General features: G+C 66.3%; 13 protein-coding genes and 3 tRNA genes. 4 read left to right on the forward strand and 12 right to left on the reverse strand.

Translation table 11 applies throughout. From position 1 onward, the window contains the following. Positions 1-3: 3 nt before the first annotated feature. From mnmC to ACYQ6T_RS00385, 11 genes are all read right to left on the reverse strand, one after another. The gene (gene mnmC, locus ACYQ6T_RS00335) at positions 4-1,971 is read right to left on the reverse strand and encodes a bifunctional tRNA (5-methylaminomethyl-2-thiouridine)(34)-methyltransferase MnmC2/FAD-dependent 5-carboxymethylaminomethyl-2-thiouridine(34) oxidoreductase MnmC1 (RefSeq protein WP_459826319.1); all 1,968 of its coding nucleotides are present in this window, start codon (positions 1,969-1,971) and stop codon (positions 4-6) included. 7 nt (positions 1,972-1,978) lie between these two features. Further along, entirely contained in the window at positions 1,979-3,379 is a 1,401-nt protein-coding gene (gene gltX / locus ACYQ6T_RS00340) for a glutamate--tRNA ligase (protein ID WP_459826321.1), read from the reverse strand. Positions 3,380-3,396: 17 nt separating this feature from the next. After that, positions 3,397-4,425, reverse strand: coding sequence for an L-threonylcarbamoyladenylate synthase (locus ACYQ6T_RS00345; protein WP_459826323.1), 1,029 nt, complete (start codon positions 4,423-4,425; stop codon positions 3,397-3,399). Then, entirely contained in the window at positions 4,422-5,606 is a 1,185-nt protein-coding gene (locus ACYQ6T_RS00350; protein ID WP_459826325.1) for a 5-(carboxyamino)imidazole ribonucleotide synthase, read from the reverse strand. The genes ACYQ6T_RS00345 and ACYQ6T_RS00350 overlap by 4 nt, the downstream gene beginning before the upstream one ends. Positions 5,607-5,612: 6 nt before the next feature. Next, a complete protein-coding gene (purE, locus tag ACYQ6T_RS00355) occupies positions 5,613-6,071 on the reverse strand; it encodes a 5-(carboxyamino)imidazole ribonucleotide mutase (RefSeq protein ID WP_459826532.1) in 459 nt (152 codons plus the stop codon). Positions 6,072-6,219: 148 nt separating this feature from the next. Beyond that, positions 6,220-7,074, reverse strand: coding sequence for a bifunctional methylenetetrahydrofolate dehydrogenase/methenyltetrahydrofolate cyclohydrolase FolD (gene folD / locus ACYQ6T_RS00360; RefSeq protein WP_459826327.1), 855 nt, complete (start codon positions 7,072-7,074; stop codon positions 6,220-6,222). 49 nt (positions 7,075-7,123) lie between these two features. After that, positions 7,124-7,199: transfer RNA gene (locus ACYQ6T_RS00365), tRNA-His, on the reverse strand. Between the two features lie 24 nt (positions 7,200-7,223). Then, positions 7,224-7,300, reverse strand: a tRNA-Arg gene (locus tag ACYQ6T_RS00370). Between the two features lie 35 nt (positions 7,301-7,335). Further along, positions 7,336-7,412, reverse strand: a tRNA-Pro gene (locus ACYQ6T_RS00375). Positions 7,413-7,453: 41 nt separating this feature from the next. After that, the gene (locus tag ACYQ6T_RS00380) at positions 7,454-8,260 is read right to left on the reverse strand and encodes a carbon-nitrogen hydrolase family protein (protein ID WP_459826329.1); all 807 of its coding nucleotides are present in this window, start codon (positions 8,258-8,260) and stop codon (positions 7,454-7,456) included. Positions 8,261-8,275: 15 nt separating this feature from the next. Continuing rightward, positions 8,276-11,404, reverse strand: a complete 3,129-nt coding sequence (locus tag ACYQ6T_RS00385) for a YhdP family phospholipid transporter (RefSeq protein ID WP_459826331.1) — start codon at positions 11,402-11,404, stop codon at positions 8,276-8,278. A gap of 67 nt (positions 11,405-11,471) precedes the next feature. Between ACYQ6T_RS00385 and glnE the strand changes: the two genes are divergently transcribed. From glnE to ACYQ6T_RS00405, 4 genes are all read left to right on the forward strand, one after another. Further along, positions 11,472-14,231, forward strand: a complete 2,760-nt coding sequence (gene glnE / locus ACYQ6T_RS00390; protein WP_459826333.1) for a bifunctional [glutamate--ammonia ligase]-adenylyl-L-tyrosine phosphorylase/[glutamate--ammonia-ligase] adenylyltransferase — start codon at positions 11,472-11,474, stop codon at positions 14,229-14,231. Between the two features lie 4 nt (positions 14,232-14,235). Then, positions 14,236-15,771, forward strand: coding sequence for a CYTH and CHAD domain-containing protein (locus ACYQ6T_RS00395; RefSeq protein WP_459826335.1), 1,536 nt, complete (start codon positions 14,236-14,238; stop codon positions 15,769-15,771). After that, a complete protein-coding gene (locus ACYQ6T_RS00400) occupies positions 15,768-16,232 on the forward strand; it encodes a SixA phosphatase family protein (protein ID WP_459826337.1) in 465 nt (154 codons plus the stop codon). Before ACYQ6T_RS00395 ends, ACYQ6T_RS00400 begins: the two co-directional genes overlap by 4 nt. A gap of 84 nt (positions 16,233-16,316) precedes the next feature. Continuing rightward, a complete protein-coding gene (locus ACYQ6T_RS00405; protein ID WP_459826339.1) occupies positions 16,317-17,351 on the forward strand; it encodes a hypothetical protein in 1,035 nt (344 codons plus the stop codon). Here the strand turns inward: ACYQ6T_RS00405 and mnmA are convergent. Then, positions 17,288-18,454, reverse strand: a complete 1,167-nt coding sequence (gene mnmA / locus ACYQ6T_RS00410) for a tRNA 2-thiouridine(34) synthase MnmA (RefSeq protein ID WP_459826533.1) — start codon at positions 18,452-18,454, stop codon at positions 17,288-17,290. The genes ACYQ6T_RS00405 and mnmA overlap by 64 nt on opposite strands. Positions 18,455-18,508: the final 54 nt, after the last annotated feature.

The raw sequence follows: 18,508 nt of genomic DNA on the forward strand, positions 1-18,508 counted from the left end.
CTTCTACCCCTGCCCTAGTTCAGTTACGGAAAATGGAGAGTGTAACAAATTGCGGCGACGCACAAAACGGGCCGGATCGACTCCCTTCGCCATACGGCGACTCACCGGCCACGGCTCATCCATCATCTGGGCCGCCAAAAGCTCGCCGGCGAGCGGCGCGATCGCCATCCCACGCGCCCCTAAGCCGTTGATCACCCACAGGCCACTTCCCCACCGCCTCGGATCGTCCCAACGGCCACTCGGCGCGAGCGCCCCGATGATCGGCAAGTGGTCGTGCGTCGCCGCGCGCCACGCAACTCGCCCCGCAAAGTGCGGCGGAAGCCCAGTGATGAGGGGATCGTTGGGGGAAACCATCGCGGTCAACCGCCGGAGGTTCTCCTCGTGGTCTTCGGTGCGGAGAAGAGCAGACCAGTCGTTGGGGTGCGCCGTGGCACCAAAAAGGAAGGGCGTGCGACGTGGCGGGATCGCGTAGCCGCTCCCCGTGAGCACGACCCGCAGCGGCACTTTCGCGTTGCTTGTGCTGCAACTCACCTGCCCGCGAATCGGAGTGAGCGGCAACGGTTGCCCAGGATAGGCGGGTGGTTGCCCCCAGGAACGCCCACCCTCGGCGGGCGGCCAACTCGGCGTTGCGCCGACCCCGGTAGCCAGCACCACCGCGTCGAAGTGGGCTCGGCCAACGGATGCCCGATCCGCTGCCTCCCCGATGGGGCGGAAAGCCACCTCCCACCCCCCAGCATCCGGCGTGAGGGCAACGACCTCGCTCGCCCAGCGACAGGTGATCCCCCAGGCGCGCACCATCGCAGCGACAAGCGACGGCGGGACAACCCAACCGCCGATGGGAAACCACCACCCGCCGAAGCGCGTCGCCACCCCCGCGATCGCGCTCGCCTCGTCGGCGGTCACCGCGGCAAGGAGCGACGGCGGAAAGGCGAGTGCCGCGACCACCTCCTGCATCCGCGCCTCCTGCTCCGGGTTGCGCGCGATCTGCAGGGCGCCGACCCAACCCGCCTCGGCCCCAAACGGGACCCAGCGTGGCCACCGGCGGCGCAGCGTCAAGAGGCCGCTGCGGGTCCACTGCGCGAGCAGATTGTCGTCGCGACTCGGAAGCCATCGCACCGCCCCAGCACAATTGCCCGACGCCCCGTTCGCGGCTCGAGGATGGGCGTCAAAAAGGGTGACGTCGACCCCGCGTTCCGCCAAGGCAAACGCAGCGCTCGCTCCCGCCATCCCTGCGCCGACGACCGCGACCCGGCGCGGAAGCGAACACGAAGGAGGGCCATACGGCGGAACCACCGCTTCGAGCCGCTCCCGCTTGCCGCCAAAGCCAGCGCACCGCCGCACCACAAGGCCATTCGCGGCAAGCGCCCGCCGCACAGAGCCCGCTGCGCACCACGACGCCACCTGCGCACCCGGCGCAAGCCGCTTGGTGAGCGCCGCCAACAGGGGCTCGGACCACATCTCCGGATTTTTCGCCGGCGCAAAACCGTCAAGGTAGAGGGCGTCGAACCGCCCGACGATCTCCTCTGCTGCCGTCTGCGCCTCGTGCCAAACGAGGGTCAGACGCACCCGCCCGCTGTCGAGCCAGAGGCGGTGAAAGCCGGTAACCGACGGGGGATATTGCGTCAAGAGCTCGGCGACAAGCGCCCGCCAGCGGGGGTCGGCGTCATACGCCCGCCAAAAAGTAGCGAACTCCTCGGCATCGCGCGGAAAGGCGTCGATCGCGACATAGTCGAGCCGTTCCGCGCGACCGGGGTCGTCCTGCCATGCGCGCCAGGTGACGAGGAAATTGACGCCAAAGCCAAAACCGTTCTCAAGAATGGCAAAGCGCGCCTTCCCCCGCCAGCGGTGGGGAAGCCCCGCGCCGTGGAGAAAAACCGCTTGAGATTGCCCGAGGGCGCCGGCTCGGGTGTGGTAGACGTCGCCAAACCGCTCGGAGTAGGCCACCCCGTCGACCCACCGCCAGTCGCCCATCCCATCCTCACCGATAGCGCTCGAGTCGCTCCAGGGTCGCCGCTTTACCGAGGAGCGCGACGACCTCTTCGATCGCCGGCGACTGTTTGGTCCCGAGCAGCACCACCCGGAGCGGCATCCCGAGCTTAGGCATCTTCACGCCGCACGCCGCAAGGGTTGCACGGAAGATCTCGGCAAGCCGCTCGGCGCGCCACTCCTCATCAGAAAGCGCCGCGAGGCGGCTCTCGAGGTCGGCCAAAACCGCCCGTGCTGTTTCGTCGAGGGTCGCTGCGACGAGCTCAGCCGGCGGGTGGACGGGCTGATAGAAGGGGAGCACCGCATCGGTGAGCTCTTCCAGCGTCTCCGCGCGGTCGCGGTAGAGGGCGACGACCGCCTCCAACGGTGGCCCTTTCTCCGGATCGACCCCCCGCCGCGCCAACCGCGCAGCCACCTCACTGGCGAGCCGCGCAACCGCTGCCTGCCTCATGTAGTGGGCATTGACCCAGCGTAATTTGTCGAAATCGAAACGGGCGGCAGAGGGCGTGATGTGGTCGAGATCGAACCACTCGATCAGCTGTTCGCGGGTAAAGAGTTCGTCGTCGCCATGGCTCCACCCCAACCGGGCAAGATAGTTGACGAGCGCCTCAGGGAGATACCCCGCCTCATGGTACGCGATCACCGAGACCGCCCCGTGCCGTTTGGAGAGTTTCTGGCCGTCGGGCCCCAGGATCATTGACAGGTGGGCAAAGTGGGGGAGCGGTGCCCCCAACGCCTCGTAGAGATGGATCTGACGCGGGGTGTTGTTCACATGGTCATCGCCGCGAATCACATGGGTGATCGCCATATCCCAGTCGTCGACGACAACACAGAAGTTATAGGTCGGGGTGCCGTCGGCGCGGGCGATGACAAAGTCATCGAGCTCGCTGTTGTCAAACTCGATCCACCCTTTGACGAGGTCGTGCCACCCCACCTTGCCGCTTTGCGGGGCCTTGAAGCGGACAACGGGGGGAACCCCTTGAGGCGGAGGGGGGAGCACTTTACCCGGCTCGGGCCGCCACCGTCCGTCGTACTTCGGCTTCAACCCTTGGGCGCGTTGCGCCTCCCGCATCTGCTCGAGCTCCTCAGGCGTCGCGTAACAATAGTAGGCTTTCCCTTGGGCGAGGAGCTGCGCGATCACCTCCCGGTAGCGGTCCATGCGCTGCGTCTGGAAAATCGGCCCTTCGTCGTAATCGAGCCCAAGCCAATGGATCCCGTCGAGGATCGCCTGAACCGCCTCCGGGGTCGAGCGCTCGCGGTCAGTGTCTTCGATGCGAAGAATAAACTTCCCCTGGTGGTGGCGCGCAAAAGCCCAGTTGAAGAGCGCGGTGCGCGCGCCGCCCAGGTGAAGGTAGCCGGTCGGGCTCGGCGCAAAACGGGTGCGAACGGTCATCACATCTCCTTCCATCGTCAGCGGTGGGCGGCACGCTGCAAGCGATCGCGCACCGCAGTCATCAGCGGGTCATTCCCCTCAGGGAGTGCCACCCAGAGCTCCTCAGCGCCACTTGCGTCGAGCGTACGCAACGCCGCGTAGAGCTGCTGCGCAAGCTCGACAGGCGAGTCGGGTTGGGTGAGACGGAGCACTTCACCCGGAAGTTTCGCCCAATCGGCCGGAAACCAGACGGCGTGCGGGATGGGAGCGGTATGCGCCGCTGTGCGACCATATTCGGTATACGCCTCGCGACGCCAAAGCCGCAACGGCGTCTGCGGCGCGTAGTGCGAAGGAAGGGCGCCGGGAACGCGCGGTGGTGGAAGCGTCGCCTCTTTGCGGTCACGACCGCCAGCGGAAAAGACAGGGAGATCGAGCCCCGCGTCGCGGAGCACCTGCGCGATCGCCTCTTCCCCCACCGCCCCTGGGCGCAACAGGACGACACCGACCGCCTCGCGGCTGAGATCGACGATCGTCGACTCCACGCCAACCGGCGTTGCCCCAGCGTCGGCGATCCAGAGGTCGAGTGCGGGGAACTCGGCGGCGACATGCGCTGCGGTCGTCGGCGAGACGCGACCAAAGCGGTTCGCCGACGGGGCGACGACCCCGCGCCCGAGGCGGGCGATCACCTCCCGGGTAAAAGGGTGGTCGGGTACACGAAGGGCGACCGTCGGCTGCCCCCCGGTGACCTCCGGAAGCACCCGGGGCTGCGCCGGGACGACGAGGGTCAATGGCCCGGGCCAGAAGTGGTGTGCCAGAGATTCCGCGGCGCGCGGCCAGTGCGCTGCGTAGCGCGAGACCTGCTGGGTGTCAGCAAGGTGGACGATGAGCGGGTGGTCGGCAGGACGCCCCTTGGCGGCAAAGACCGCAGCGACCGCAGTGCGGTTTTCAGCGTCGGCGGCAAGGCCATAAACCGTCTCGGTGGGGAGCGCGACCAACTCGCCCGCTGCAAGCCGCTCAACGACGCGCGCCACATTCTCTGGGGTCGCCGGAACGATCTGGGGCGTCATCGGGGAGCGTCCATCCACGAGAACGGCGGCAACCCCAGCAGCGCGCGCGCCGCATCGACCACCGGCCGAACTTCGTCGAGCGTCTTACCTGTGACGGTGAAGTGGCCCATTTTCCGCCCCGGGCGCGGTTCCGCCTTCCCGTAGAGGTGGAGCGCAAGACGGGGGAGCGCCAAGAGCGCTTCCCAATCGGGCTCGCGCTGCTCGCCCTTCCCGCTAAACCAGAGGTCACCCAAGAGGTTGTTCATCACCGCAAGCGAATGGGTGTGGGCCACGGCAAGGGGCAACGCGCACAACGCCCGCACCTGCTGCTCGAACTGCGACACTGAGCAGGCGTCGATGGTGTGGTGACCACTGTTGTGGGGGCGCGGCGCCATCTCATTCACCAAGAGCTCACCCTTTTCGGTCCAGAAAAACTCCACCCCGATCACGCCGACGTAATCGAGCGCGGCGGCAAGCTGCCCGGCAACCGTCACCGCTTGCGCGCACACCGCCTCAGGAAGCGGTGCCGGCGCGGCGGTGGTGTCGAGAATCCCATTGCGGTGAACATTCGCCCCCGGCGGGAAGGCGACGACCTGGCCATCCACCCCCCGAGCGAGCACGACCGAGAGCTCGGCAGCCAAGTCGAGCCGCTTCTCGAGTACGCACGGAACCTCACCCAACGCCGTCCACGCGGCAGCGAGTTCCGCAGGCGACGCCACCACCCGCTGCCCCTTGCCGTCGTAGCCGAGCCGCGCGGTTTTGAGGATCGCGGGGAAAGCTTCCTCGGGAACTGCCGCACACGCCTCGATCGACTCGATCACCCAGAAGGGCCCGTGCGGCAGATGGTGACGCGCGAGAAAACCCTTTTCGCCGCGGCGATCTTGACAGACTGCAACTGCGTCGGCGTGCGGACGAACGGGGATCTTCTCCGCCAAGCGCCGTAGCGCCGCCGCAGGGACATTTTCGAATTCGGTCGTTGCCGCTGCGCACCCGTGCATGATCGCGTCGAGCGCCTCCGGGTCATCGTAGGGGGCGACGAGGTGGCGATCGGCGATGCGCCCGGCAGGCGCAGAGGGATCGGGGTCGAGCACCCACACCCGGTAGCCGAGCTCTTGCGCTGCGCGCACAAAAAAGCGCCCCAGTTGCCCGCCGCCGAGGACTGCGAGCGTCGCGGGGGGAGTGATGGTGATGCTTTCCGTCATCGCAGTTTAACTCAGCGTCATCTGCTCCACCAGAGCGACCTGGTCGGCGCGAAAGCGGGCAAGCTGCTCCGCAAGTTGCGCGTCAGTCGTCGCGAGCATCGCGATTGCAAAAAGCGCTGCGTTCGCTGCCCCGGCCTCGCCGATCGCGAAGGTCGCCACCGGCACCCCTTTCGGCATCTGGACGATCGAATAGAGGGAATCGACGCCGGAAAGGGCGCGGCTTGCGACCGGCACGCCGAGCACCGGCAACACCGTTTTCGCGGCGATCATTCCCGGGAGATGCGCCGCGCCTCCTGCGCCCGCGATGACCGCCCGCAGCCCGCGGGCCGCCGCCGTCTCGGCGTAGGCGAACATCCAGTCGGGCGTGCGGTGGGCGGAGAGGACCAGCGCCTCAAAGGGCACCTCAAAGGTCTCAAGCAGATCCGCCGCCGCGCGCATCGTCGGCCAGTCCGACTCAGAACCCATCACGACGCCGACGAGCGGCCGATCGCCAAAGCGCTTCACCCGCCCGTCGCGGAGCGCAGCGGCAAGCGCGGCGGCGACGCGTGGGTCGGGCGCATCCTGGGATAAACGGCCGGTCTCTGCAGATTCCGTGGCACACGCTGTCATCGCACTATTCCCCCGCTCCCTGAAGCGTTTGCCGTGCCGCCTCGACGGTATTCGCCAAGAGCATCGCAATCGTCATCGGGCCGACACCCCCGGGAACCGGCGTGATCGCCCCGGCAACCTCGACCGCTGAGGCAAAATCGACATCCCCGACTAACCGGCCGTCGGGCAAGCGGTTGATCCCCACGTCGATCACCGTGGCGCCCGGCTTGATCATCTCGCCAGTGATGAGCTGCGGCCGCCCCACCGCAACGACCAGGAGGTCGGCGCGGCGCGTTACTTCCGCCAGGTTCCGGGTACGGGAGTGAGCGATGGTGACCGTAGCTCCGGCGTGCAAGAGCAACGCCGCCATCGGCTTGCCGACGATGTTGGAGCGGCCCACCACCACAGCGTGCGCGCCCGAGAGTTCGACGTGGGCTTCGCGCAGGAGCCGCATCACGCCTGCCGGAGTGCACGGCGCAAAGCAGGGACGCCCCTGCCACAATCGGCCTAAATTTTCCGCATGAAAACCGTCGACATCTTTGGTCAGCGCAATGCGCTCGATCACCTCCGTCTCGTCAAACTGCGGCGGGAGCGGCAATTGCACCAAAATGCCATGCACCTGGGGGTCGGCGTTGAGGGTGTCGATGGCGTGGAAGAGTTCTTCCCGCGCACAATCGGCGGGAAAGCGCAACGCCCGCGACGCGATCCCCACCTCGGCACACGCGGCAATTTTGTTGCGCACATAGACCTGTGACGCGGGGTCGTCGCCTACCAAGATGACCGCGAGCGTTGGGGTGCACCCCTTTGCCGCCAGTTCTGCCACCTGGGTCTTGAGTTCGGCGCGCACCCGCGCCGCAAGCGCTTTGCCGTCGAGGATCATCGGATCACCTCAAAGAAAAAAGGCCGGATGAGCCGGCCTCGGGGTGATATGGGGCGACATACCGGATTCGAACCGGTGACCCCTGGAGCCACAATCCAGTGCTCTACCAGCTGAGCTAATGCCGCCGCAAACTTGCAAAACCTTAACCGTGGCCTGCCCGACAGGGATCGAACCTGTAACCCCCGGCTTAGAAGGCCGGTGCTCTATCCAGTTGAGCTACGGGCAGATCGTGTAGCCCACCCCCGTCGGATCGAAGCAGCCTGGTCGGGGTGGAGGGATTCGAACCCCCGACATCTTGCTCCCAAAGCAAGCGCGCTACCAGACTGCGCTACACCCCGGAAGGCCGCTATGATAGCGCATGGGAGAAAAAAGTCAATCATCACAAAACGCGGTGGCGCAATGCCGGCAACTGCGCCCGCACCGTTTCGAGCACCTCACGCCGCCACTCGGCGATCACCCAGCCCGCCCCTTCAGCGTAAAGGGCCTGAACGGTTCCCCACGGATCGATCACCATCGAGTGGCCCCACGTGCGGCGGCTGCTCTCATGCCGCCCGCCTTGAGCGCTTGCGGCGACGTAACAGAGGTTTTCGATCGCCCGCGCCCGAAGTAGCACCTCCCAATGGGCTTGCCCGGTGGTGTGGGTAAATGCGGCAGGGAGCACGATCGCATCGACCGGCGCCCCCACGCGAAAGAGCTCCGGAAAGCGCAGGTCGTAGCAGACGGCAAGCGCTACCCGCCACCCCTCGAGGTCGAACGCGACCGGCGTCGTCCCCGCTTCGATTTCGCGCGCCTCATCGTACGACTCCGCCCCCTTTTGGAAACGAAAAAGGTGGATCTTGTCGTAGCGCCCACACATTTCGCCCGAACGGTCAAAGACGAGACAGCTGTTTCTCATCCGCCCCGGGTCGTCGGCAAAAAGAGGAATCGTCCCGCCGATCAACCAAATGCGGTGCGCTATGGCCCACCGCGCCATCGCTGCCTGCAACGGCCCCTCCCCAAACCGCTCACGGACCGCAAGGCGAGCAGCAAGGTCGCGGTGGATGATCGGCCAATACTCTGGGAGAACCACGACATCCGCCCCTGCTTGGGCCGCCTGGGCAACCAAACGCTCGGCAGCGGCCACATTCTCCTCGACCCGCGGCGTGCTCACCATTTGCACCACCGCAACGCGCAACTGCTCACTCATCGTTGTCCCTCACGCTTAGCCTTTCCCACCCTCACCGGCGTCGACTGGTCCGACTTGCGGCGAACGCCACGAACCGCTCACCCGGTAGCGCTGCATCAGAATCGTCCCCAACGGATCGCCAATGATCTGCTGCCCGAGATAGGTCAAAATCCCCGCAATCGGGTTGGCGAAGGCAAGCGCCGTTGCCGCGGTGTTCGTCAGGCGCGGCACGACGCGGACCTCGAGCTCCTGCGTCTCCGTGTTGAGGTCGACACTGCCGACAATCTGGGTGAGCGCCACAGGAGCGTCAATGGTGAGGTCAGCCGTCGTCAGATAGCCGTTCGCCAGGGCAAAGCTCCCGACCACCCGGTCGTAGGCAAGCCCCTTTTCCAGATCGCTGAAATCGAACTTCAACCGCCGCAACACCATCGGCAAACTAAACACAGTCAGCAGCCGCCCCGCACCGGGATCGATCTCGCGAAAGAGTCCCTCTTTGAGATCGACCTCACCCCGACCCTTCGCCTTTTGCCAGGAGAAGTCCAAGGGACTCCCCGACCAGGAGATCGTAAACTTGAGTGTGCCGCTTCCGCGCTCAACACCCGGTAAATCCCAGAGCGAGCGCAGGGTTGTCCCCAAGTCGGCAATCTCGGTATTGATCTGCCATTGGCTTTCGCTCCCACGCGCGGGGCCTCCCCCCAAAGTGCGCCACGACCCTTCAGCGCGCACCCGATAGCGTTGCGGCAAAGCAAGCGTCGCTTCACGCACCTGCCAGAGCTCCCCTTTCTGCACCGCGTCGAGCGACAACGCCCCGAACGCCATCTGCCCGAACCGAAGATCGGCAACAGTGAGCCGCACGCTCGGCAGCATCGCCGGATCGTCGAGCGCTGCCCCCTCGTCCCGATGCTCCGTCCCCCCCGAGGACGAAAGCCAAAGCCGAGCAAACGCCCCTTCGAGGAGCGCGACGCGCCCCTTCGCTAGCGTCACCGTCCCCTCTCCGGCCACCTCGGTCGCGTCGACGCGAAAGCGCCACGCTTTTCCGCTTGCCGCACCCGAAAAGCGCACCTGGTGCCAAGGTTGCCCCCCCGCGATCAGTTCGGCGACCTCAGCGGTGAGATCAGGGAGTTCCAACGCGTTCTCCCCTCCTCGAGGCAAGAGCGCACGCCAGGCGTCGAGATCGAACCGGTCGAGTTGCAGCGCAATCCGCCCGTTGGGGCTCGGTTCTGGAAGCGTCGCACGGCCGATCGCCGCTCCCCACGCACCGGAAAAGTCCCGCCGCCACCGCACCCGCTCGTCGATCGCAACCTCCGCGCGCCACCCTGTAGCGGTCACCTCCCCTTCGCTGGCGACGCGCCACACCTGCGGCGCCGCTTTGGTAAGCGGTGCGGGAAGATCAAGCGTCAGCCCCGTGGCGTCGCTCGTTGCCTGCCACAGGACCACCCCTTTCGGCGACCAGGTGACTCGCCCCGTCACCTGGGTACTCCCGCGCACTCGCTCCAAGGGCAGGGGCACGACCTGCGCCAATTGCCTCATGCCGACCTCCGCGGTGAAACGCACCTCTGGCCGCTTGCCGTCCGGCCAGAGGAGTGAAACGGGGATCCCCCCCCACCGTCCGGAGGCTTCGGCTGAACGGACCCCCTCGCTGTCGAACTGGAGGCGAACGCTCGCCCCTTCGACGGGCAAGAGGGCAACTGCTGCGGGGAGCGCCAAGCGCTCAACGGTCAGGGTTCCAGCGGCCCCCACCGGTCCCCCGTTGAGCGGAATGGTGAGCCAGAGATCGAGCGCCGCCTCCCCTTTCGCTTTGAGCGCGGCGATCTGCTTCAGGGGAAGTTGAGGAGCGAGCGGGCTCTTTCCGAGATAACGCTCGAAGGACTGCCACGCCCCCGTCGCTCTACCCTCGACGATCAGAACGATCTCCTCGGCTTCGAGGTCGGGGATCGTTATGACGATGGGCGCAAAACGAAGTTGCTCCGATTGCGCGTCGGTGACCTCGACCGCCATTTGCTCGTTACGAAAGCGGACCATCGCGGAGCGCACGGTCACCGGCGGCCAACGGGGATCGAATTTGAGCGTAACGTCTTGCACCGGGATTTCGACAAGAAAACTCCCCTGCCCCTCGCGAAAGGGGAATGCCGCCAGAGGCCCTGCGATCGCGACGTGCGCCGCAGGGACAGAGCCACGGACAAACGCCTGGCTCAACCATGCAACCGTCTCCTCCCCCACCGCAGCGGGGGGAAGGTAACGGGTAAGCCGCCGAAGATTGACCTTTTCGAGTGTCGCATGCATATCGACACGGATCTTTTCGGGGTGTTCGAGCTCGGAGAGGGTACCGCTGGCGGTCACGCGGCCATCGGGCGCAACCGCGCGAAAGAGCTCCGTCTCCAGCGCATAACCCCGTTCGGGCGCGTAGCGCCACGCCCCTTGCCACAGGAGATCAGTAAAACGAAGCTCCTCCTCGGCAAACCACCCTGCCGGCCAGTGCCAAACGCTCTCGGCTGCCCGAAAGGCGAACGAACCCGTCTGCCGCGACCCCTCAAGGGACCCGGAGATGCCCGTCATGCCGGGGAAATCGGCCGAGCGGGGGAGCGAAAGATCGGCAAACTGGAGCGCGACCGCGGTTACAGCGCGCCCCGCTCCCGCAATCCGCCCCGCCAACTCGCCAAAACTGGGGAAAACGACCCGCTCGACATCGAACGCGTGGGCCCGGAAGAGGGGGACGAAATCGCGGCGCAACCGTTCACCGTCGATACCGCGCGCGCGCCAAGTCACACCCCACGAATCGCCCGCGCCCGTCACCTCCCCCGAGGCGTGGGCAACTGCCTCACCCTCCACGGTAAAGGTGACGCGCCAGCCGTGGTTCCAGCCCCACTCCCCCTCGAGGGAGAAAGCCAGGAGCCCCTCACGCAAGCCACCCTCCGCACCGAGTCGCCCGTCGCGCACCACCACGCGCGGCACCCACCCTTGCCACGCCCCACGCAATTCGCCAAACTTCACAGGCAGACCAACCGCCTCCGACGCCCACGACTCGAGCGCCGGTTGCACCCAGGCGAGGTTGGGCCACAAAATCCACCGCACAAGGCCAACAACAAGGAGTGCCGTGACGAAGACGCCCGCCACTGCACCCGCAAAAGCCCGGAGCGCCAACCCCCAATCCCGCTGGGTCGTCATCTGTTGTGGGTTCCTTGTCGCATAAAGAAGCGATTATAATGGCCGCAAAACTCTTTGCGTGACTTCCATGGTAACCCACCCGCAACTTGCTAGCTGGCTCGAGCGCGCAAGCCGCTACAGCCCACACCTCCGCCAATTGACCACAGCCCACCCGTGGCTTCCCGCTTGGCTCGCCACGACGATCGACCAACCCCTCACCACCGCGACGCTCGACGACTTTCTCCACCATCCCCCCTTTGCTGAGGGGGACGAACGCCCGTCGCTCGAGCGCAAACTCCGGTTGCTGCGCCCGGCGGTCTTTGCCCATTGCGCGGTCCGCGACCTGGTGCTCGGAGCGCCGCTCGATGAGATCACCGCCGCGATGACCCGCTTTGCCGACCGAGCGATTGCGGAGAGTTACCTCCACCACTACGAGGCGCTCGCGGCGCGTTACGGGCGCCCCCAGTCGGAAGGGGGATGGGAGCAAGAGCTGCTGATTGTCGGGATGGGAAAACTGGGCGGGGGCGAACTCAACGTCTCCTCGGACATCGACCTCGTTTTCGTCTACCCTGAGGAGGGGGAGACGGCGGGCCCGAGAATCATCAGCAACGGCGAGTTTTTCACCAAATTGGGGCAGCGGCTGATCCAGACGCTCGCTGAGCCGACCGGTGACGGTTGGGTCTTCCGCGTCGACATGCGCTTGCGGCCCCATGGCGACTCGGGGCCGCTCGTCGTCTCGTTCGAGATGCTCGAAGAGTACCTGGTCACGCAGGGGCGAACGTGGGAGCGGTACGCCTGGATCAAGGCGCGCGCCGTCACTGGTGAGCGATGGCCAGAGTTGGAGCGGCTCACCCAGCCCTTCGTCTTTCGCAAATACCTCGACTTCGGCGCGATCGAAGCGGTGCGGGATCTCCACGCGCAGATCCGTCGCGAAGTGGCGCGGAAAGATCGTCAAGACCACGTGAAACTGGGGCCGGGGGGCATTCGCGAAATCGAATTCATCGCCCAGGTCCATCAGCTGATCCGGGGCGGACGCGACCCGGCGCTGCAAATCCGCCCCACCCGCGCGGTGCTGCAGCGGCTCGCCGAACGGGGCATCCTCCCCCAGCAGACTCAACAGGCGCTCGACGAGGCGTACGTCTTTCTCCGCCGGGTCGAGCACCGGCTCCAATATTGGCAAGACGCCCAAACCCACGACCTGCCGAAAGAGCCCGAACGGCAGCAACTCCTTGCCGAAGCGATGGGTTACCCCGACTGGCCCGCTTTTCGCGCCGCGCTGGACACACACCGGCAGGCGGTGAGCGCTGTCTTTGACGCGCTTTTTGGCAAGGAGACGGGTGACGGCCAGTTCGACGGCGCGTGGTTCGCTGCCGGGGACCGCGACGAGTACGCGAGCCGGCTGCGCGACCTCGGCTACCGCGACCCCACCCCCCTTGCCGAACGGCTCGATGCCCTCAAAAACCACCCGCGCCTGCAAGCGGTCTCGGCTGCCTCTCGCCGCCGCCGCGATCAGCTGATCGCGCAAGCGATCACCGTTGCTGCGCGCTTCCCCTCCCCCGACACGGTGCTCGCGCGTCTCCTTGACCTCTTCGAGGCGATCGGAGCACGAACCACCTACTTTGCCCTCTTAGACGAGCACCCGAAGGCGCTCGAGCAGGTCGCCCGGGTGGTCGCGAGCAGTCGCTGGGCCGCGAACTACCTTGCCCGCCACCCGATTCTCCTCGACGAGGCACTCGACGCCCGGGTGCTCGACGACGAACCCGACTGGTCGCTCTTTCGTCAGTCGCTCGCCGAGGCGCTCGAGATGAGAGCCGATGACCCCGAGGCGCAGATGAACTGGCTGCGCGAAACCCACCACGCGCAGCTCTTTCGCCTACTCCTCAAAGATCTGGCCGGACGGCTCACCGTCGAGCGGCTAAGCGACCACCTGTCGGCGCTTGCCGATGCGGTGCTCGACCTCTCCCTTCCCGTTGTCTGGCGCGCGCTTCGCCGCCGCCACACCGAAACGCCCCACTTCGCCGTGATCGCCTACGGGAAACTCGGCGGCAAAGAGCTCGGCTACGCCGGCGACCTCGACCTCGTCTTTCTCTTCGACGACAACCACCCGGAGGCGCTCGACACCTACTGCCGCTACGCCCAGCGCCTGGTCACCTGGTGGAGTGCGCGCACGGCTGCGGGGGAGCTCTTCGAGATCGACCTGCGACTGCGCCCCGACGGCGAAGCGGGGCTCCCCGCAACCCCGTTTGCGCGTCTCGTCGAGTATCTCATCGACGCCGCATGGACTTGGGAGCACCAGGCGCTCACCCGCGCCCGCTTCGCTGCGGGCAACGCCCAGTTGGGCGAACGGTTCGAGCGGCTGCGCCGCTTCATCCTCAGCATCGAACGCGACCCCGCGCAACTGGCCGCGGAGATCGTCGCGATGCGGCAGAGAATCCGCGCCGAACACCCCGTCAAAGCGGAGCGCTTCGACCTCAAACACGACCCCGGGGGGCTGATCGACGTCGAATTTCTGGTGCAATACTTGGTGCTCGCCCATGCACCGCGTGAGCCGATGCTCGCCGACAACGTCGGGAACATCGCGCTCTTGGGTCGTGCGGCGCAGTGTGGCCTGATTCCCGCAGCGCTTGCCGACGCCGTCGCCCGCGCCTACCGGCAGCTACGCCTCACCCAACACCAGTTGCGCCTCGACGAACGCCCCGCGATTGTCCCCGCCGGCACCTTGGACGCGGTGACCGAACCGGTGCGCGCGCTGTGGGACCAGCTCTTTGGCCGCGTGGCTCCAGCGCCGGAGTTGGGGCCGGCACGCCGCACCTATCGCACCCCTGACGCGGTGTGCTGGCAGGAGTAGCCCCGTGGCGGTCGAGCGCGAAGTGAAACTCGCCCTCTTGCCGCACGAGGTGGGAAAGTTGCGCCGCCACCCGCTCCTTGCCGACGCCCCTGCAACGGAGCAACTCCTCGAGAGCGGCTACTTCGATACCCCCGAGCGGACGCTTGCTGCCGCGGGGATTGCCCTTCGGGTGCGCGCTTGCGGTGAGCGCTTCCGGGCCACGGTCAAGACCGAGGGGAGCGACCAGAGCGGCTATACCGAGCGGAACGAATGGGAGTGTGACCTGCCCCATGAACTCGCCGCCCGGCTCTTGCGCGGCGAGGGGCTTGCCGATGCGGCGTGGCTGGCCCCGATTCTCACAGCCATCAACGTTCACGCGGTGCGCGAACGGATCGCTGCCACCAGCAATCGTCTCGGGCTCACCCTCACCACCCGCTTTCGCCGCACCACTTGGCCGATTGCGCTTGTCGGTGGTCAAGCCGAAGTCGCGCTCGACCAAGGGGTGATCGCCGCCAACGGCGAGACGCTCCCCCTTTGCGAACTCGAAATCGAAAGCCTCTCTGCCTCCCCCGTCTCGCTCCTCGAGCTTGCCCTCACCCTCGCGGAAGAGACAGCGCTCTGGCCCGAACCGCGCTCGAAAGCGGCGCGTGGCGGTGCACTTCTGGAAGGGCGAGCCAAAGAGGCGGTGCGGATCACCCCGCCCCGTTGGCACAAGCAGATGTCGATCACCGAGGCGTTTCTCGCGGCGTGGTGGGCCGCGGTCGCCCAAGGGGGGGCGAATCTCACCCAATACCACCTCACCCACGACCCGGAGGCGCTCCACCAGCTGCGGGTGGCGCTTCGCCGTAGCCGCGTGCTCATCGCCGCCTTTGCCCCGTGGCTCGGCAATCCCCTTGCCCACGCCCTTCGCGAAGCGCTCGCCACGCTCGCGGCGAATCTGGGCAGGCACCGCGACCGGGTGGTGCTTCTGGAAGAGATCGTGACGCCGGCGCTCTACCGCTGTCCCGTTGCGAACGACGCGATCGCGCTCCTCTACCGCCACCTCACCGCGCGGCTGCGCCGGCCGCGCACGGTCGGTTATGGGGCGCTCGGGCGGCTCTGGTTGGATGCGAGCCGCCAGTTCCTGATCCTTGCCGAAGAGCGCCCGGCCCAGCCGCTCGCGCCGTTCCTTACTGCGCGTCTCCGCAAGGCGCGAAAGCGGGTCATCGACCGGCTCACCGCGTGGCACACCGATCCGACAGCCGAAAAGCGCCATCGCCTGCGGATCGCGCTCAAAGCGTGGCGCTACCTCCTCGAGTGGAGCGAACCGCTCCTGCCCGAGCGGGCGGCTCAACGGGAGCTCGCGCGCACCAAACGGGCGCTCGAGGTGCTCGGTGGCGCGCAAGATTGGTACACCGCCGAAAGGCTCCTCACCCCAATCATCGCCCAAGGGGGCGATCTCGCGCGCGGCGCGGTGGCGGTGCTCGCCTGGAGCCACGCGCAAAAGGTCCTCCCCACTGAGGAGCTGCGCGACAACCTCGCTGCCTGGTTTTCCCGACCCTTTCCTGGAGAACACCCATGACCGCGATCGATCTTCTCCTCTGGCGCCACGCCGAAGCGGAGCCGGGGGGTGACGATGATCTCGCCCGCCGCTTGACCCCGGAAGGAGCGGCACAAGCGAAGCGCGTCGCCGAGTGGCTGCGCCGCCACGCCCCGAAGGATCTCCTTTTCCTCTCTTCGCCGGCTGAGCGCGCCCAAGAGACGATGCGCCACTACACCACCCGCTACACCGTCGAACCGGCGATCGCCCCCGGCGCCCCGGTGAGCCGCGTGCTCGAACGCCTCGGCTGGCCCCGGCCGACCCAGTCGCTGCTCCTGGTCGGGCACCAGCCGTGGATTGGCCAGACGGCGGCCTATCTCCTGACCGAATCACCGCTGCCGTGGTCCTTTCCCCGCGCGAGCCTCTGGTGGTTCCGCGTCCGCCCGTTCTACCCTCGCCCCATCCAGTTGCGCAGTGTGATCCATCCCGACTTGCTTCCGTGAAGCAACGCAGGAAAAAGGGTTTCCCATTGCTGCAGGAAACGGATCGGAGTAGACTACGTTCCCCCACTTTCCGGGCTTTCGACCATGACCACGGTAGAAAACGGCACACGCCGCACGATCGACGGTGTTGAACGGGTCTTCTACGACGGCTATTGGGTCAAGACCTACCCGATTCCCCAGGACGAGCTGTGGGCGCGCAAAACGCTCATCCGCGACCTCACCCGGCGCCTCTTCAACCACGTCGAGCATGGCCTCAACGTCCCGGGAAAGCGCCTTGCCGAGGCCCGCGCTGCCTACGAGCAAGAGAGCGATCCGCAAAAAAAGCGGGTCAAAGGAGCGATGCTCGCCGGGGCGCTGTTCAATCGCGCCACCGATATCTTTACCCACCTCGTCGAACTTCAGGAGCAGGGGGTGGAGATCAGCCCGTCGAACGAACTGATGCGCGAATGCGGCAACTGCCTGCGGGAGGCACTCGCCCTCGGCCGCCTCGTTTTACACCGTAGCGGCGAAGAGGGGATCGATGAGCTCTGGGGAGAGCCGTTTCGCGCCTTCTCGATTCCGATTGCCGACTTCTACGAGACGCGCTACCTCAAGATTGCCTGGACGATGCGCGACATCGACCGCATCGTCACGACGATGATCCAGACCATTGGCGCCCACCCCTTCTTCACCGGCATCACCCCGCACCTCGAACGACTTGCGCGTGCGGCCAAGATCAAAGTCGAAACGTTGCGCACCGACCCAGAAATTTTCGACGTCTGGGCCGAGTTTGTCACCGCGAGCGAAAACGTCACCCACTTCAAGCCCCGGCTCTCCCACCCCCCCACGCGCGACGAACTGCTGCTGATCGCGGACGGTGAGCGCCTCATTACCGACGGCCAGGCGCTCATCTCCCACATCACCCGCGCCCGCACCCCGATGCCGAAGAGCACGGCAAACTTTTTGGAGCGGTGCCACCACTTCGCATCGGGCCAGCTTCAGATCACTGCCCACCGCCTGATGACGGGTGACTACGCCCCGCCGCTCTCGGGTCCCCAGAGTCCGGCAGGAAACCCTCACGCTTCAACCGACCAGGCGCGGTCGATCACTCCGCCACCCAGGCAGACCCGCGACTCATAGACAACGACGCTCTGCCCTGGGGTCACCGCCCACTGGGGTGTTGCAAAGGCGAGCGTCATCTCCCCGCTCGCGCTCACCGTTTCGATCTCGCACGGCGCATCCGGCGCGCGGTAGCGGGGTTTCGCCCCATAGACCCAATGGGTGTGCGGTAACTTCCCGCTAATCCAGTGGCAGCGGACCGCTTGCAGCCGGTTGGCGAAAAGTGCCGGGTGGTCGTGTCCCCGCACCACGTAGAGGATATTCTGCGCGAGGTCCTTTTTCGCGACGAACCAGGGCTCGTGACGCCCCCCCTGATCCTCCCCTTTGACGCCACCAATCCCCAACCCTTGCCGCTGCCCCAAAGTGAAGTAGATCAATCCCGGATGGGTCCCCAACACCCGACCGCTCTCGAGATCCCGGATCTCACCGGGCTGCGCAGCGAGATAGCGGCTGAGGAAGTCGCGCATCGACCGCTCGCCGATAAAACAGATCCCGGTCGAATCCTTTTTCTCCGCAACCGGCAGCTGCAGCGCCCGCGCAAGCCGCCGGACGTCTCGCTTCATCCACGCCCCCAACGGGAAGATCGCGCGGCTCAACTGCGCCTGGGTCAGGCGGTAGAGAAAATAGCTCTGATCTTTTGTGCCGTCGACCCCTTTCAACAGCTGGTAGGCGACCTCCCCATCCTCCGTCTGCCAGGGGCGCACCTGCGCATAGTGGCCAGTCGCGATGCGCTCCGCCCCGAGCGCGATCGCATAGTCGAGAAACGCGGCAAACTTGATCTCGGAATTACAGAGAATATCGGGGTTGGGGGTCCGCCCCGCAGCGTACTCGTCCAGGAATTCGCGAAAGACCCGCTCGCGATATTCGGCGGCAAAATTGACGTGCTCGACCTCGATCCCGAGAAGGTCGGCGACACTCACGACATCGACCCAGTCGGCGCGGCTCGTGCAGTGGCCCTCCGCGTCGTCTTCTTCCCAGTTTTTCATGAAGACACCCGTCACCCGCCAGCCGCGCGACAGCAACAGCCACGCGGTGACCGCCGAGTCGACCCCGCCCGAGAGACCGACGACGACTGAACGCCCCTCCCCTTCCGGGACACTCTCCCATGCAGCGGTGAGCCCCAAATCGGCGATGAGTTGCGCTGCCTTCTCTCTCACATCAATCACCTTGTGCCAAAA

The organism is Hydrogenophilus islandicus, from assembly GCF_054657095.1.

Coding starts and splice junctions, on each gene's coding strand:
- mnmC (WP_459826319.1), bottom strand. CDS start 1,971: ATGGGCGACTGGCGGTGGGTCGACGGGGTGGCCTACTCCGAGCGGTTT.
- gltX (WP_459826321.1), bottom strand. CDS start 3,379: ATGACCGTTCGCACCCGTTTTGCGCCGAGCCCGACCGGCTACCTTCAC.
- ACYQ6T_RS00345 (WP_459826323.1), bottom strand. CDS start 4,425: ATGACGCCCCAGATCGTTCCGGCGACCCCAGAGAATGTGGCGCGCGTC.
- ACYQ6T_RS00350 (WP_459826325.1), bottom strand. CDS start 5,606: ATGACGGAAAGCATCACCATCACTCCCCCCGCGACGCTCGCAGTCCTC.
- purE (WP_459826532.1), bottom strand. CDS start 6,071: ATGGGTTCTGAGTCGGACTGGCCGACGATGCGCGCGGCGGCGGATCTG.
- folD (WP_459826327.1), bottom strand. CDS start 7,074: ATGATCCTCGACGGCAAAGCGCTTGCGGCGCGGGTGCGCGCCGAACTC.
- ACYQ6T_RS00380 (WP_459826329.1), bottom strand. CDS start 8,260: ATGAGTGAGCAGTTGCGCGTTGCGGTGGTGCAAATGGTGAGCACGCCG.
- ACYQ6T_RS00385 (WP_459826331.1), bottom strand. CDS start 11,404: ATGACGACCCAGCGGGATTGGGGGTTGGCGCTCCGGGCTTTTGCGGGT.
- glnE (WP_459826333.1), top strand. CDS start 11,472: ATGGTAACCCACCCGCAACTTGCTAGCTGGCTCGAGCGCGCAAGCCGC.
- ACYQ6T_RS00400 (WP_459826337.1), top strand. CDS start 15,768: ATGACCGCGATCGATCTTCTCCTCTGGCGCCACGCCGAAGCGGAGCCG.
- ACYQ6T_RS00405 (WP_459826339.1), top strand. CDS start 16,317: ATGACCACGGTAGAAAACGGCACACGCCGCACGATCGACGGTGTTGAA.